This window comes from Ralstonia sp. 1B3 (genome assembly GCF_036631435.1).
The window spans coordinates 1-13943 of record NZ_JAPNUG010000033.1; the positions used below are offsets into that span (position 1 = coordinate 1).

11 protein-coding genes and 6 pseudogenes are annotated in these 13943 nt (G+C 64.8%); 8 read left to right on the forward strand and 9 right to left on the reverse strand.

The features are described from left to right. The 3 genes and pseudogenes from OWR21_RS09750 to OWR21_RS09755 form a co-directional block, all read left to right on the forward strand. Nucleotides 1–98 (forward strand): annotated as a pseudogene (locus OWR21_RS09750) (RidA family protein); the annotation flags it as partial. A 412-nt stretch (nt 99–510) separates the two neighbouring features. Beyond that, nucleotides 511–657: pseudogene (locus tag OWR21_RS12610) on the forward strand (flagellar brake protein); the annotation flags it as partial. Between the two features lie 71 nt (nt 658–728). Beyond that, nucleotides 729–1115 (forward strand): PilZ domain-containing protein, encoded by a 387-nt coding sequence (locus OWR21_RS09755; RefSeq protein WP_332395102.1) that lies wholly within the window; start codon nt 729–731, stop codon nt 1113–1115. A 21-nt stretch (nt 1116–1136) separates the two neighbouring features. Here OWR21_RS09755 and OWR21_RS09760 read toward each other — a convergent pair whose 3' ends face one another. Next, the gene (locus tag OWR21_RS09760; RefSeq protein ID WP_332395103.1) at nt 1137–2030 is read right to left on the reverse strand and encodes a LysR family transcriptional regulator; all 894 of its coding nucleotides are present in this window, start codon (nt 2028–2030) and stop codon (nt 1137–1139) included. A 114-nt stretch (nt 2031–2144) separates the two neighbouring features. Between OWR21_RS09760 and OWR21_RS09765 the strand changes: the two genes are divergently transcribed. Together OWR21_RS09765 and OWR21_RS09770 are read left to right on the forward strand one after the other, a co-directional pair. Further along, complete coding sequence (locus tag OWR21_RS09765; RefSeq protein WP_332395104.1) at nt 2145–2582, forward strand: multidrug/biocide efflux PACE transporter; 438 nt, start codon at nt 2145–2147, stop codon at nt 2580–2582. Nucleotides 2583–2696: 114 nt separating this feature from the next. After that, on the forward strand, nt 2697–3338 hold the full coding sequence (locus tag OWR21_RS09770) for a helix-turn-helix transcriptional regulator (protein ID WP_332395105.1): 642 nt from the start codon (nt 2697–2699) through the stop codon (nt 3336–3338). 17 nt (nt 3339–3355) lie between these two features. On the opposite strand, the gene OWR21_RS09775 is transcribed toward OWR21_RS09770, so the two are convergent. The 8 genes and pseudogenes from OWR21_RS09775 to OWR21_RS09810 form a co-directional block, all read right to left on the reverse strand. Beyond that, a complete protein-coding gene (locus tag OWR21_RS09775) occupies nt 3356–3574 on the reverse strand; it encodes a DUF1059 domain-containing protein (protein WP_206273118.1) in 219 nt (72 codons plus the stop codon). 135 nt (nt 3575–3709) lie between these two features. After that, complete coding sequence (locus OWR21_RS09780) at nt 3710–4108, reverse strand: DUF488 domain-containing protein (protein WP_332395106.1); 399 nt, start codon at nt 4106–4108, stop codon at nt 3710–3712. A 35-nt stretch (nt 4109–4143) separates the two neighbouring features. Beyond that, the gene (locus tag OWR21_RS09785; protein ID WP_332395107.1) at nt 4144–5172 is read right to left on the reverse strand and encodes an ABC transporter substrate-binding protein; all 1029 of its coding nucleotides are present in this window, start codon (nt 5170–5172) and stop codon (nt 4144–4146) included. Between the two features lie 319 nt (nt 5173–5491). After that, nucleotides 5492–6387, reverse strand: a pseudogene (locus OWR21_RS09790) (ABC transporter permease). Continuing rightward, nucleotides 6377–7170, reverse strand: a pseudogene (locus OWR21_RS09795) (ABC transporter ATP-binding protein). The pseudogenes OWR21_RS09790 and OWR21_RS09795 overlap by 11 nt, the downstream one beginning before the upstream one ends. Nucleotides 7171–7223: 53 nt before the next feature. Continuing rightward, nucleotides 7224–7945: pseudogene (locus OWR21_RS09800) on the reverse strand (GntR family transcriptional regulator). Nucleotides 7946–8091: 146 nt separating this feature from the next. Next, nucleotides 8092–10366, reverse strand: a pseudogene (locus OWR21_RS09805) (nitric-oxide reductase large subunit). Nucleotides 10367–10398: 32 nt separating this feature from the next. Beyond that, nucleotides 10399–10689: a DUF2249 domain-containing protein gene (locus OWR21_RS09810; RefSeq protein WP_024978368.1), complete on the reverse strand. Its 291-nt coding sequence runs from the start codon at nt 10687–10689 to the stop codon at nt 10399–10401. Between the two features lie 271 nt (nt 10690–10960). Here OWR21_RS09810 and nirK point away from each other — a divergent pair, with 271 nt between their 5' ends. From nirK to OWR21_RS09825, 3 genes are read left to right on the forward strand one after another with little or no spacing between them, the layout of a single operon-like run. After that, complete coding sequence (nirK, locus tag OWR21_RS09815; RefSeq protein WP_316891456.1) at nt 10961–12460, forward strand: copper-containing nitrite reductase; 1500 nt, start codon at nt 10961–10963, stop codon at nt 12458–12460. Between the two features lie 16 nt (nt 12461–12476). After that, entirely contained in the window at nt 12477–13268 is a 792-nt protein-coding gene (locus OWR21_RS09820) for a formylglycine-generating enzyme family protein (protein WP_332395108.1), read from the forward strand. Beyond that, nucleotides 13265–13849, forward strand: coding sequence for an SCO family protein (locus OWR21_RS09825; RefSeq protein WP_147214388.1), 585 nt, complete (start codon nt 13265–13267; stop codon nt 13847–13849). Before OWR21_RS09820 ends, OWR21_RS09825 begins: the two co-directional genes overlap by 4 nt. Nucleotides 13850–13943: the final 94 nt, after the last annotated feature.

The window sequence follows — 13943 nt, forward strand, 5'->3', positions numbered from 1 at the left end:
GGATCGGTGACTTGCGCCCGGCGCGCGCCGTGGTGCCGGTGCCGACGCTGCACTACGGTCTGGCAGTGGAAATCGAGGCGACGGCACTGGCGGCGTGATGCAAACGCTTGCAGTTGATGTGCGTCAGGCAGGCAGGGTTCGCGCGAGTTGATCTCCGGCCGTTTGCCCGCCATTGTTGCAAAATGGCCGGTAAGCCTGCCGAGGCACATGCCCGGCCTAGACGCACAGATCCATCGCCCCCATGACCCTGCAAAAAACGCGGCAACTTACCCAGGAAGACGTGCCGGTTGGCCAGCCGCTGCCGTTCCCGCTCGCCGATAGTGGAGGCCGTCTGCTGCTGCCCGCCGGCGCCGTGGTTCCGGATGCCGAAGACGTCCGCCTCCTGTTCCATCACGGCCCGGTGCTGGCGTTGGATGAAGGCGAGGGCGTTGAGGTTGCTGCGCCTGCGGCATCCGGTGAAGCCAAGCCCGCCTCGCGTCGAGCGGCCTCAGTGTGGGCACCGTCCTGCAGGTGCAGGAAAAATCGGCGCCACTGCGCGGGCTGCTGCCGTGCAGGCTCATCGGCTACATCGAAGGCGAGGCGCTGTTCGTCACGCAGCCCGCCGACGGCAAGCGGACGCTGCGCCCAGAGATTCGGGACATCCTCCTGCTGCGCGGATTTTCCGGCCGCGCGGTCGTCACCATGATGTGCAGCGTGGTGTCGGTGGGGCAATTTCCGCGCCGTATCTCGTGCTGTCTGCGCCGATCAAGATGCAGAAGATGCCGCTGCGCCGTGCCAAGCGTGTGCAGGTCCGGATCGGTGCCCGCTTGCGCCCCGACGGGCAGGCGGCGTCAGCGGCAGACCGCGTGGCGGTGATCCGCGACATCTGCCTGAATGGGGCGCTTGTGCAAAGCGCCAGCGCGGCGTTTCAGCCCGGCGACAGGCTGGCACTCGATTTCAGCGCTTACGTGGATGGTCAGCTGGAGTCGTTCTCCCTGACGGGCCGCGTGGCGAGCGGGTCGCCCGCGCTGGGGGCGCCTGCATCTGCGTTTCCGTCGTTTGGCATGGAGTTTTCCTTGTCGAAGGAGCAGACGGCGCAGCTTTCGCATCTGATCATCGATCGGCTAGACGAGTAGCGATCGGGACCAGCGTTTGCCTCAGGGCGGCGTGGTGCCGGCCAGCATCGTCTCCAGCAGCCAGGCGCCGGCTTGGCCGAGTGTGCGCTTGCGTGACCACACTGCATCCACGGGTACATGACGAGGCCACCCGCGTGCCTGCACCTCGTGCAGCCGATCCGCTGCGAAGTGATCGACCAGCCAGCGCGGCAGTTCCGTCCATCCGAAACCGAGTACGGCCATTTCCAGCAGCATCAGGTAGCTCGGCGCAGACCAACGGCGCAGGCCGCGTACGGGCGTCGTTTCCGCCCTGGGGCCGACCGGATCGACGAACGTGTTCAGCCGCAGCTCGCGCGTGTCGCGCAGCACCGCATGCGGCACTTCTTCGTGCCCATATTGCGCAAGCGGGTGCTGGCGTCCCACGAACAGGCCGATCTCGGATTGTTCGGCGATCGTTGCGGCGCCAATGTCGGGCGGATACGTCGGCTGCGTGGCCACCAGCCCCAACTGCGCGCGGCCCTGCTGGATGATGTCGAGCACGTCTTCGTACTCGGCGATCAGGCATTCGAGCTCCAGTTCGGGGAAGCGCTGTTCGAGTGACGCGAGCGTCTGCTCGTAACGATCGGACTGATACGTATCGGACACCACCAGCGTCAGGCGCGCCTCCAGGCCACCGGCCATTTGCGCCGCCAGGCGGTCCATCTGCTCGCTGGCGTCGAGCACGCGGCGCACCTGCGTGAGCATCGCGCGGCCCGCTTCGGTCAGCCTCGGCTGTCGCGTGGTCCGGTCGAACAACGTCAGGCCCAGGTCGATCTCCAGATTGGCGATCGCCTCACTCACGGTGGATTGCCGCTTGCCCAGCTTGCGCGCCGCCGAGAACGAACCCAGCGTGGCGGCTTCGGCAAAGGCGTGCAGGGCTTCAGATGAGTGGCGCATCGATCGCTCCCGGGTGGATGGATGGCTTCAATATATCGGAAAAGCCGATGGTATCGAACTGGCGAAACCCGTCTCCACCGATGAAAATCACGCCCATTCTTCGGAGTCGTTTCCATGCAATGGCCAGCCAAAACCCCTGCCGAGCGTGTGTTTCACGCGCTCAGTTTCGAGTTGATCGCCACCATCATCTGCGCGCCGCTGTTCAGCTGGATCATGGGCGTGCCGCTCGCGCACATGGGCGCGTTGACCCTCATGTTTGCCGGCGCTGCGATGGCGTGGAACATGGTGTTCAACGCGATCTTCGAGCGGGTTGAACATCGCTACAGGCTCTCGCGCACGTTGATGCTGCGCGTGGTGCATGCCTGCCTGTTCGAGGGTGGGCTGGTCGTGATGCTGGTGCCCCTGGGTGCGTGGTGGCTGAACGTCAGCCTGTGGGAAGCCTTCGTCATCGACATCGGCATCATGCTGTTCTTCCTGCCGTACACGTTTTTCTTCAACCTTGCGTACGACCATTTGCGCGCACGCTGGACGTCGCGCCGCGCGCTGGCCTGATGCACGATGGGCTTAGGGCAAAAGGGGCAGTGCGGAAGGTGACGCGCTTCCTATAATGAAGTCCCTTTCGAAACGGGCGCAGCGGTCGCAAGCCGCTGCGCCCGTATTGCCTTCATGCCGCGTCTTTCTGTTACGTCATCCCATGCCTCGGCAACCGTGCTGCGCCAATGTTATGTGGCGGCATGCGCCGGTGACGCCGTTGGCGTGATGAACGTGCTGCGCGATGCGTGCGGTGCGGACCACGCTGCGGCCATGATCCGCTGGCGCGTCGATGGACGCTGGCATTGGGTGGCGTCGCGTGGCGCACGCTCGGCCGACGTGCTGCTGCATGCGGTGCGCGGTGATGGCATCGACGCGTGGCCCGTGGCCGATGCCGAAGTGCGCGGCGCAGTGTGGCTCGATTACCGCAAGGCGGGCGTGCCGCAACCGTTGCGGCATGGTGCGACGCCGCAGGCCCTGCTGCCGCACTTTGCGCAAGCGCTGCCGTTGTGCTGGCAACGCGTTGCTGCGCGCGTCGGCATCTCGCCTGCGCAGCCGGTCAGCCTCTGGTTGACCGATGCCTTCCACCTGACGCGCCGCGAAGCCGATGTGGCCGATCTGCTCGCAAGCGGCTCCGACCCTGCCTGCATTGCCCGCACGCTGGGCATTTCACTCGATACGGTGCGCACGCACCTCAAGCACGTCTATCGCAAGACCAACACGCACAGCCAGTGCGATGTGGTGCGGCTGATGCTCGCGCTGTCGGCGCGTCGGTAGGTGCCGTCGCGTCCGGCTCAGGCTGTGGCCATCTTTGGTGGCGCCACGGCAGGGGTGCCGTCTTGGAAAAGGGTTTGCAGTTGCGCCCGCAACTCGGGCGAATCGGTGTGCTTGTGCACGGAAACGGCATGCTGCACAGCCGCCTCCAGCAGTTCGGCATCGCTGTCGGCGCTGATGGCGACCGAGCAGTTGGTCTCGCTGGGGAAGGCGCGGCAATCGATGTAGCGGCGGCCCATGGCGGTGCTCCTGGAGTGACGAATGGCGGCGACGCGACGCGGGCGACTGCCGGTCGTGCGCCTCTTCGTTATAGGTTTGCCGCGGCGGCGCGTCGTCACCCGTGTGGGGTACGTGCCGTCCTGTTGAGCCTTCCTTTAGCCGACCACCTTCGCCCCGCGCTCCTCCAACAACGCGCGCAGCACTGACCGATGGCAGTGCGCCTCGTCCTCGCAATAGCAGCCGACCGACAGGTTGGTCTGGTGCGATAGTGCGGCCAGCATGTCGAGCAGGCGCGCTGCATCGCCGTCGCGCATTTCGGTGCGGAAGTGGCGCACGAAGGTTTGCCAGGCTTTTTCATCGTGCTGGGATTGCGCGGCCTGGGCTTGCTTGACGAGTTCGGGCGTGGGCGAGAGCAGCGGCATCCACACGTCATAGAAATCGCGGCTGGCGAATTCTTCCTTGGGCACGCCGCGTGGCGGGCGCCGCACGGTACCGATGCGCAAGCCTTCATCGGGGTGACGCGGCTCGCCGAGCAGGACGATGCGTAGTGCCATGGAATGTCTCCGTGTGGATGCTGCGCGCGGCCTGCTTACGAACCCTGCCTGCTCTGCACCGTCGGAAAGAACAGGTCCTTCCACGACGCCGGCTTGTTCTTGAGCGTGCCCACGCGCCGCATGAACTCGGCATAGTGAGCGACGCCCACCGGCGTGGTCGTGAAGCGCGAATCCGGATCGTCCAGAATCTTCTTCACCTCTTCCGGCGAACTCTTCACCTTCGACTGTGCGATGTAGATCTGCGCCGCTTTGGTCTTGTCCTTGGCGATAAAAGCGTTGGCTTCGTCCAGCGCCGCCACGAATGCCGCCGAGAGCTTCGGGTTGGCCTCGTAGAACTTCTTGCTGGTGTAGGTCATGTCCAGCGTGATGTTGCCGAGCACGTCGACGGTGTTGAACACGCGGTGCAGGCCGGGCGCTGCCGCCTCGGTGTACGAGAACGGCGGCGAGGCCATGTGGCTATTGATCTGGCTGCCGCCGGCCAGCATGACGGCGGTGGCGTCAGGGTGCGGCAGCGGCACGGTGATCGGGTCGAGCTTGTTGAATTGCTTGTCGCCGAAGGTCTTGGCGGCAGCCATTTGCAGCACCACGGCCGGCAGCGAGGTCTTGATGCCGGGAACGGCGATGCGGTCCTTGTCGGAGAAATCCGCCAGCGTTTTCACGTTGGGGTTGCGCGTCATCAGGTACATCGACGATGAGCTGAGCGACGACAGGCCGCGCACTTCCATCGCGCTGCCGCGGGTTTTGTCCCAGAGCGTGAGGAAGCCGGGCACGCCCAGCGAGGCGATGTCGAGCGCGCCGGAGAGCATGGCGTCGTTGATGACGTTGCCGCCGTCGAGCACGCGGTAGCTGACTTTCACGTCGCCCAGGCCGGCGGCCTTGGCCTGCTTCTCCAGCAGGTGTTCGCTGGCCATAACCATGATGGGCAGGTAGAGGATGCCGTAGCCGTGGGAGATGCGGACTTCGGTGGCTTCTGCATGGGCGGTGTTGATGGCGCCGGCCAGGAGCGATGTGGCTAGCGTGGCGGCGATTGTCAGGCGGAGGACGTTACGGCGGGGTTGGTGCATGTGTTGTCTCCTTGTTGTTGTCGATATGGTTGTTTGTTGGTGGTGCATCCCTTGTTTCATCCCCTGCCGGGGCTGACTCACTTTCTTTGGTCTTGCCCAAAGAAAGTAAGCAAAGAAATGCGCGCCCGAGATGGCGAAAGATTCCTTGAATTTATGTCGCAGGGAGGGAAGGGAGGCAAACTCGCTGCGCTCAGACAAGCCTCCCTTCTTTTTCCTCCCTGCAACAGAAATTCAAGGCGCCATCTAGGGCAGGGTACGGCCAAACCGTCTGGGGGCGCCCGTAAGCGCCTGGACGGTCCCGGTAGTCGCGCGGGCTCCCTTAGTTCTGCATGCCCCAGCGTTTAACGGTGCGGGCTTCCAGCGTGCGGAATACTAGGTTCTCTACCAGCAGGCCGATGATGATCACCGTCAGCAGGCCGGCGAACACTTCGGGAATCTGCAGCTGATTCTTGTTTTCGTAGATGTACCAGCCCAGGCCGCCCTGGCCGGAGCTGACGCCAAACACCAGTTCGACGCGATCAACGTGCGCCATGCGAAGGCCCAGCCGATCTTCAGGCCGGTGAGGATGGACGGGAACGCGGCCGGGATCAGGATCTTGGTCAGGTATCCCATGCCGGAGAGCCCGTAGTTGCGGCCCACCATGCGCAGCGTGTTCGATACCGACAGGAAACCGGCATGCGTGTTGAGCGACACCGCCCACACCACCGAATGCACGATCACGAAGATCAGGCTGCCGTTGCCCAGGCCGAACCACACCAGCGCGATCGGCAGCAGGGCGATGGCGGGCAGCGGGTTGAACATGGCGGTGAGCGTTTCCAGGAAGTCCTGCCCGAGCCGGTTGGTGATGCCGAGCACGACCAGCGCGCAGGACAACGCCAAGCCGAGCGCGTAGCCCGCCAGCAGCGTTTGCATCGACGTGCCGATGCGAGCGAACAGTGTGCCGCTCGCCAGCCCAGCCCACAGTGCCTGGACGGTGTCGGAGAACGTCGGCATCAGCAGCGGGTTGTCGAGCCAGCGCGCCCCGCCTTCCCAGACGAGTGCGAGCACGACGAGGATGACGAGCTTGCGCAGCCATGCCTGTTCGTACAGACGCTCGGCCATGGAAAGCGGTTTTTCGACCACGCCGATACGCTCGAACGCCACGGGCGTGCTGTAGACGGGCGCGCGGTTGCTGATGTCGGGGGTGGCCGGCATGGAAAGGGTTTCAGTCTGCATGGGTTTCCTCCACTGCGCGGGCGAACAGCATGTCGTGGATCTCGGCTTCGAGGGCCTTGAAGCGCTCCGGGTCATCATCGCCGCGCGCGAGGCTCGGCAGCTCTGCGCGGACTTGGCCCGGATGCGGCGACAGAATCAGGATGCGGCTGCCGCAGCGGATCGCCTCCGGAATCGAGTGCGTGACGAACAGCACGGTGAACCGCGTTTCGTCCCACAGCTGCAGCAACTCGTCCTGCATCTTGCGGCGCGTGAGCGCGTCGAGCGCGGCGAACGGCTCATCCATCAGCAGCACGTCGGGCTCCATGGCCATGCCGCGTGCAATGGCCACGCGTTGCTTCATCCCGCCTGACAGCATGTGCGGGTGATGGTCGGCAAACTTGGTGAGGTTGACCTTGTTGATGTAGTGCAGCGCGCGTTCTTCGGCTTCACGCGCGCCCAGCTTGCCCGTGGAGAGCAGCGGGAACAGCACGTTCTCTTTCACCGTCTTCCACGGCAGAAGCTGGTCGAACTCCTGGAACACCATCATGCGATCCGGCCCGGGCTTGGTTACGGGTTGGCCCTTCAGGCGGATCTCGCCCTCGGTGGGCGTGAGGTAGCCGCCGATGGCCTTGAGCAATGTCGATTTACCGCAGCCCGACGGCCCGAGCAGGATGTAGCGCTCCCCGGGTAGACCTGGAAGTCGACGCGGTAGGTGGCCGTCACCAGATGCTGGCGTGTCTTGTACTGCAGCGTGACGCCGCGCACGTCCAGCAGCGGCGGCGCGGTCGGTGAGTTGGCCTGCATGATGTTGTCTCCTGTGTGTGTTTTTGTCGGATTGGGTTGCGGCGTATGCGGCGCTACCGGATATCCACGTGGTACGGAAGTGCGCCGCCGCGCCGCGCGAGCGCCGCCATTCGAGCGGCACCCGGTCGTAGCCGCGCGCAACGCGTTCGATGACCATCACCGGATCGCCGGCCTGGATGCGCAACAGCCGCGCATACGTTGCGTTCACGGCCTCGGCGGTGAGCGTTTCCTCGGCGCTGGCAATGATCTGGCCGCAGTGCGATTCGTACAGCGGATACAGCAGGTCGCCAAACGCGTCGAGTTCCAGCGTGGCGAGCGGCGCAAAACGGTCGTAAGGCAACCAGATCTCTTCGGCCAGCATCGGCGCGCCATCCAGCAAGCGAAGCCGGGTGAGGCGAATGACCGGTGAGCCCGTTTCGATCTGCAGGCCCGAAGCCGGTGCAGACGGCGCATCGAGCACATCGCGTTTGAGGATGCGGCTCTCGGGAATGCGCCGTTCGCCGCTTTCGCTCTGGAAGCGGAAGAACCGGAACAAGGAGCTGGCAAAGCTGGCGCGCCGCACGAAGGTGCCACGGCCCTGGAAGCGTTCGAGCAGCCCTTCGGCCACCAACACGTCGACGGCTTTGCGGACCGTGCCGACTGCCACGTTGTACGTCTTGGCCAGCTCGGCTTCGGTCGGGATGGCGTCGCCCGGGCGCCAGTGCTGTTGGGCGATCTGCGCGGCCAGATCGTCGCGCAATTGCTGGTAGCGGGGCAGGCGGAGATCGGCGGGCATGAGGTATCGAAAGTGGTCAACTATTCATCTATATGATTTGTCATTGTAGGGAGATTGAGGGCGGTGGGCATTACAGGAAAACCCGCAGGGCCCGGTCTGCTCGACACGGGCCCGGTGGGTTTTGGTGGAACTGCTTGGGTTAAGGATTAACGCGTGGCGCGAACAGAAGCGGGCAGCGGCTCAGTCTGTTGTGCCTTCGGACGGCGCAGCAACCGCAGCGCATACCAGGCCAGCACAAGCGCACCGATGGCGAACACGATGTCACCCGGCACACGCAGCCAGACCAGCGTTTCCATCACCTTCGAGTGCACGACTTCCGGCGAGCGGGCGTACCACATGCCCTTGGTGACGCTGGCCCACGCCTGGTAGATACCGGCCGGCAGCAGCGACATGAACACCATCATGGCCAGGCCGATGTTCAGGCCCCAGAACGCGGGCTTGAGCAGGCGGTCGGCATGCAGGTTGCGCGCATACAGGCCGCGCAGGCAGAACAGCATCAGGCCGATACCGAGCATGCCGTACACCCCGAACAGTGCAGCGTGCCCGTGGGCGGCCGTCATGTTCAGACCTTGCACGTAGTACAGCGAAGCCGGCGGGTTGATGGCGAAGCCGAGCAGGCCGGCGCCGACGGTGTTCCAGAAGCCCACAGCCACGAAGCACAGCACGGGCCACTTGTAGGCATTGAGCCATGGCGTGCCTTGCGTGCGGCGATAGTTCTGCAGCGCTTCGAGCCCGATCAGCGTGAGCGGCACCACTTCCAGCGCAGAGAACACGGCACCCACCGAGATGATCGAGGTCGGTGTCCCCGTGAAGTACAGGTGGTGGAGCGTGCCCAGGATGCCGCCAAACAGGAACACGATCGTCTCGGCCACGATGGCGCGGTTGGCGCTGCTGGCGCGAATCAGGCCCAGGCGCGTGAAGATGAGCGCGATGACGGCGGTGGCGAACACTTCAAAGAAGCCTTCGACCCACAGGTGGACGAGCCACCAGCGCCAGTACTCGATCATCGAATAGTGCGTGTGTTGGCCCCACACCAGCGACGTCGAATAGAACCCGCCGATGCACGTGGCCGACAGGAACACCATGGCGATCAGCCCGCGCGATTCCGACGGTGTCTTCAGTGCCGGCCACAGCGCCCGGCCCAGCAGCACGACCCAGAACAGCAGGCCGACAAACAGCAAGATTTGCCACACGCGGCCCATGCTGGTGTATTCCAGCCCCTGGTTGCCGACCCAGAAGCCGAAGTCCGCACCGCGATGTTGCAGCGTGCCGAGCCAGCCGGTGGCGATGGAGCCCACCACGATAAAGATCAGCGCCCAGAACAGCAGATCAACGCCGAGCTTCTGGAACTTCGGTTCACGCCCCGACAGCAGCGGCGCAATGTACAGGCCCGTAGCGAGCCACGCCGTGGCAATCCACAGCACGCCGAGTTGCGTATGCACGGTGCGGCTGATCACGTACGGCAGCACCTGTGCCAGCGGAATCCCGAAGAACGATTCACCTTCCACCGCATAGTGCGCGGTGATGGCGCCCATGCCGATCTGTACCAGCATCAGGCCGATCACGGCAAAGAAGTACTTGCGCGTGGCCTTCATCGACGGTGTGGCGGCCACGTTGAGGAACGGATCGGCCGGCAGCGGCGCAGCCTCTTCTTCATGCTTGCTGCTGCCGTGCAGCCACAGCATGGCGGCAATACCGCCCAGCAGCAGCACGATGCTGACCATCGACCACATGGCGGCGCCGCCGGTCATGGTGTTGCCCACGAGCGGTTCATGCGGCCAGTTGCTCGTGTACGAGATGTCGGTCTCCCCGGGCGGTCCGCTGCGGCGGCCCACGATGTCCAGAAGAAGAATGCCGCCAGGGCTTCGCGGTCGGCCGCTTCCGGCAGCACGCCGGTGGCCATGGCGTATTGGTCGCGCAGCGTTGCCAGCGACGGATCGGTGCCGAACAGCGCCTGGAAGTGCTGTGCCACACCACGGATGGCCTCTGCGCGCTCACGCGATACGGTCAGGATGTCGTGATTGGCGTCGTACGTGTTGCGGCGCATTTCCTCCTTCACGCTGGCGTCGACGGCGGCCTGCTGCACGGTCGTCAGCGGCGCGTCGGTATCGAACTGCTGACGCGCGCGGATGGCTTGCAGCGCCGTGGCTTCCCGGTGCAGCCAGTCGGCAGACCAGTCAGGCGCAACGTAGCTGCCGTGGCCCCAGACGGTGCCAAGCTGCTGGCCCCGGCTGCCAGCCAGGCCTCTTGCCCGCGCTGGATTTGTTCGCCGGTAAAGAGCACCTCGCCCACAGACGTGACGACGGCATGCGGAATCGGCGGCGCAGCCAGATAGATCTGCCGGCCTAGATAGCCCAATGCCCCGAACGACAGGATGAAGATCAGGCCGAGCCACCGCCACAGCCTTTGGTTGTTTTTCATGACAAGGTTCCTTGCAGGATGCAATCGGAAATTCAGGCGCCACCACCGCAACCGCCGCAGCAGTGGCCGGCGCTGGCGGCAGACGCCACCTTGGTGATGGCAACGCGCCACGTGGCGGGGCCGCGCTCAAGGTAGTCCCAGGAAAACTGGCCCGGGCGCTCCACTTGAAACTGCGACTGCAGCGGGCGCGGATCGTGATCGTTGATCAGCTCCAGGCTCTGGCCGATGCCGAGTTCCCCGAAGGCGGAGAAGATCAGCGGATGGCGCTCGCGCGGCGCCAGCACGCGGAGGTCGAGCTGGATGGTGGAGGCGGACTGTGTCATGGGGATGCCCTCTGTGGGTGTCGCATCAAAAAGATGCATTAAGGATGCAACTATATTAGTGGCCGGAATCTCCGGCGTTATTGATGTACGTCAGATGCTTGTTTTATGGGTATCTTGATGCGGCGAATCGCGCCACGACTGGGGTTGCCCGCTATACGGCGTGGCGGATGTGCTGGTTTGGGCCGTTTTTCGTTTGCGCTGTATCAAAGCCCTACTGGCTGTCGGGGCCTAACGTGGAGCGGACGACACCAGACCGATACACGGGGAAAAAATGAGCCGTCTTCACACCGTCCGCAGCCTCATGCGCGCGGGCCTGATTTCTGTGGTGATGGGCGCACTGCTTGCGGGCACTGCGGCCCGCGCCGCCAGCGCCAAATTGCCGGGCGACTTCGGGCCGCCACGCGGCGAGCCGATCCACGCCGTCCTGACAAGTCCGCCGCTTGTGCCGCCGCCGGTCAACCGGAACTATCCGGCCAAGGTCATCGTGGAACTGGAAGTGGTCGAGAAGGAAATGCAGATCTCCGAAGGGGTCAGCTACACCTTCTGGACCTTCGGGGGCACCGTTCCCGGCAGCTTCATCCGCGTGCGCCAGGGCGACACGGTGGAGTTCCACCTCAAGAACCACCCGAGCAGCAAGATGCCGCACAACATCGACCTGCACGGCGTGACCGGGCCGGGCGGCGGCGCAGCATCGAGCTTCACCGCACCGGGCCATGAGTCGCAATTCACCTTCAAGGCGCTCAACGAGGGCATCTACGTCTACCACTGCGCCACCGCGCCCGTGGGCATGCATATCGCCAACGGCATGTACGGCCTGATCCTGGTCGAGCCGCCCGAAGGCTTGCCCAAGGTGGATCACGAGTACTACGTCATGCAGGGCGATTTCTACACGGCCGGCAAGTACCGCGAGAAGGGCCTGCAGCCGTTCGACATGGAAAAGGCCATTGATGAACGTCCGAGCTACGTGCTGTTCAACGGTGCGGAAGGTGCACTGACCGGTGACAAGGCGCTGCATGCCAAGGTGGGCGAAACGGTGCGCATCTTCGTGGGCAATGGCGGGCCGAACCTCGTCTCCAGCTTCCACGTGATTGGCGCCATCTTCGACCAGGTGCGCTACGAGGGCGGCACCAACGTGCAGAAGAACGTGCAGACCACGTTGATCCCGGCGGGCGGCGCGGCGGTTGTGAAGTTCACCGCGCGCGTGCCTGGCAGCTACGTGCTGGTCGACCACTCGATCTTCCGTGCCTTCAACAAGGGTGCGCTGGCCATCCTCAAGATCGATGGGCCGGAGAACAAGCTGGTCTATTCCGGCAAGGAGCTGGATTCTGTGTACCTGGGCGATCGCGCGGCTCCCAACATGAGCGCCGTCACCAAGGCAACCCAGGCATCCGTGAGCGGCACGCTGACCGTGCAGGATCAGGTGCAGGCTGGCCGCGCGCTGTTTGCGGGTACCTGCTCGGTGTGCCACCAGGGCAATGGCGCCGGGTTGCCTGGCGTGTTCCCGCCGCTGGCCAAGTCGGATTTCCTCGCGGCAGACCCGAAGCGTGCGATGAACATCGTGCTGCACGGCCTGAACGGCAAGATCAAGGTCAACGGGCAGGAATACGACTCTGTCATGCCGCCGATGACGCAGCTCAACGACGACGAGGTCGCCAACATCCTGACCTACGTGCTCAACAGCTGGGACAACCCCGGCGGCCGCGTGAGCGCAGACGAAGTCAAGAAGGTGCGTGCCCAGCCGGCGCCTGCCAAGGCCGCTGCCGAACATTGAGCGGACCCGCACGACCATGTCCCGCCTGACCTTGCACCTTGCTGCCATGTTGATGGCGCTGGCCAGTGCAACCGCACACGGGGCCACCTATGTGCGGGTGCCCGGCGGCGACTTCGACAGCGTGCTGCCCCAGAACGCACCGGGGCAGCCGCAGCGGGTGCGTATCGAGCCGTTTGAGCTGCGCTCCACGCCCGTCACCATCGGCGAATTCCAGACCTTCGTGCAACGCCACGAAGCCTGGCAGCGTGGCCGGGTGCCGCAAGTCTTTGCCGGCAAGGCCTACCTTGCCGACTGGGCCGATGCGACGCACGCCGATCCGCAAGCGTCGCCGCAAGCGCCGGTGACCGGCGTGAGCTGGTTTGCCGCCCGTGCCTATTGCGAAAGCGAAGGCGCGCGGCTGCCGACATGGCTCGAGTGGGAATCCGCCGCCGCGGCCGACGCCACGCGCGCTGACGCCCGCGACGACCCGCAATGGGCGCAACGCATTCTCGGCTGGTACGAACGGCCCGCGACGCGTGTGTTGCCGCCCGTTGGCGGCCCTGCGGATGTCCATGGCGTGCGCGACCTGCACGGCCTGATCTGGGAATGGGTCGACGATTTCAACGCACTGTTCATTGCCGGAGACAGCCGCACCCAGGGCGACCCCGACAAGCAGAAGTTCTGCGGCGCTGGTGCCATCAGCATCGTCCGCCGCGACAGTTACGCCGTGCTGATGCGCGTGGCGTTGCTGTCATCACTTGAAGGCGCCGATGCCACGGGAAGCCTTGGCTTTCGCTGCGCCCGATCCATCAATGGAGAACGTCCATGACGCTTCTTAAGCAACTTTGCCGTGCCTTCGTGGCATGTGTGCTGGCGGGTGCCGCTGCAGGCGCGCTTGCCGCCGGGCCCGTGGCTTCGGGCTCGCTGTATCAATCCGAAGTGGCGCTGACCGACCAGAACGGCCGCGTCTTCCACCTGGCCGACCTGCGCGGCCAGCCGGTGCTGGTGAGCATGTTCTATTCGTCGTGCCAAATGGTCTGCCCGATGATCTTCGAGACCATTCGCGCGACGCTGGCCAAGGGCGGCAAGCCCGCGCACGATGGTGTGCGTGTCCTGATGGTGACGGTCGATCCGGAGCGTGATTCCGTTGCGGCGCTCAAGAAGACCGCCGCCGCGCACAACGCAGACGAGCACTGGCAGGTCGCCCGTGCTGATGCGAGCGGCACGCGTGAGGTGGCGGCCTTGCTGGGCGTGCAATACCGCCGTCTGGCCGATGGCGATTTCAACCATTCGAGCACGATCCTGCTGCTGGACGCGGAAGGGCGCATCAATGCGCGCACCAACACGCTGGGCGCGGTCGATCCGAAACTGGTGGATGCCATGCGCAAGCTGGTGGCGGCGCAGCGTTGAGCGGCTAGGCGGCTAGGCGGCTGGCGCAGCGGCTCCCCGTTGGGGAAGCGGCAGGTGGAGAGGTACGATGCACCATCCCGTCCCTCCGGTTCAC

Coding starts and splice junctions, on each gene's coding strand:
- OWR21_RS09820 (WP_332395108.1), top strand. CDS start 12,477: ATGTCCCGCCTGACCTTGCACCTTGCTGCCATGTTGATGGCGCTGGCC.
- OWR21_RS09770 (WP_332395105.1), top strand. CDS start 2,697: ATGCCGCGTCTTTCTGTTACGTCATCCCATGCCTCGGCAACCGTGCTG.
- OWR21_RS09810 (WP_024978368.1), bottom strand. CDS start 10,689: ATGACACAGTCCGCCTCCACCATCCAGCTCGACCTCCGCGTGCTGGCG.
- OWR21_RS09785 (WP_332395107.1), bottom strand. CDS start 5,172: ATGCACCAACCCCGCCGTAACGTCCTCCGCCTGACAATCGCCGCCACG.
- OWR21_RS09825 (WP_147214388.1), top strand. CDS start 13,265: ATGACGCTTCTTAAGCAACTTTGCCGTGCCTTCGTGGCATGTGTGCTG.
- nirK (WP_316891456.1), top strand. CDS start 10,961: ATGAGCCGTCTTCACACCGTCCGCAGCCTCATGCGCGCGGGCCTGATT.
- OWR21_RS09780 (WP_332395106.1), bottom strand. CDS start 4,108: ATGGCACTACGCATCGTCCTGCTCGGCGAGCCGCGTCACCCCGATGAA.
- OWR21_RS09775 (WP_206273118.1), bottom strand. CDS start 3,574: ATGGGCCGCCGCTACATCGATTGCCGCGCCTTCCCCAGCGAGACCAAC.
- OWR21_RS09765 (WP_332395104.1), top strand. CDS start 2,145: ATGCAATGGCCAGCCAAAACCCCTGCCGAGCGTGTGTTTCACGCGCTC.
- OWR21_RS09760 (WP_332395103.1), bottom strand. CDS start 2,030: ATGCGCCACTCATCTGAAGCCCTGCACGCCTTTGCCGAAGCCGCCACG.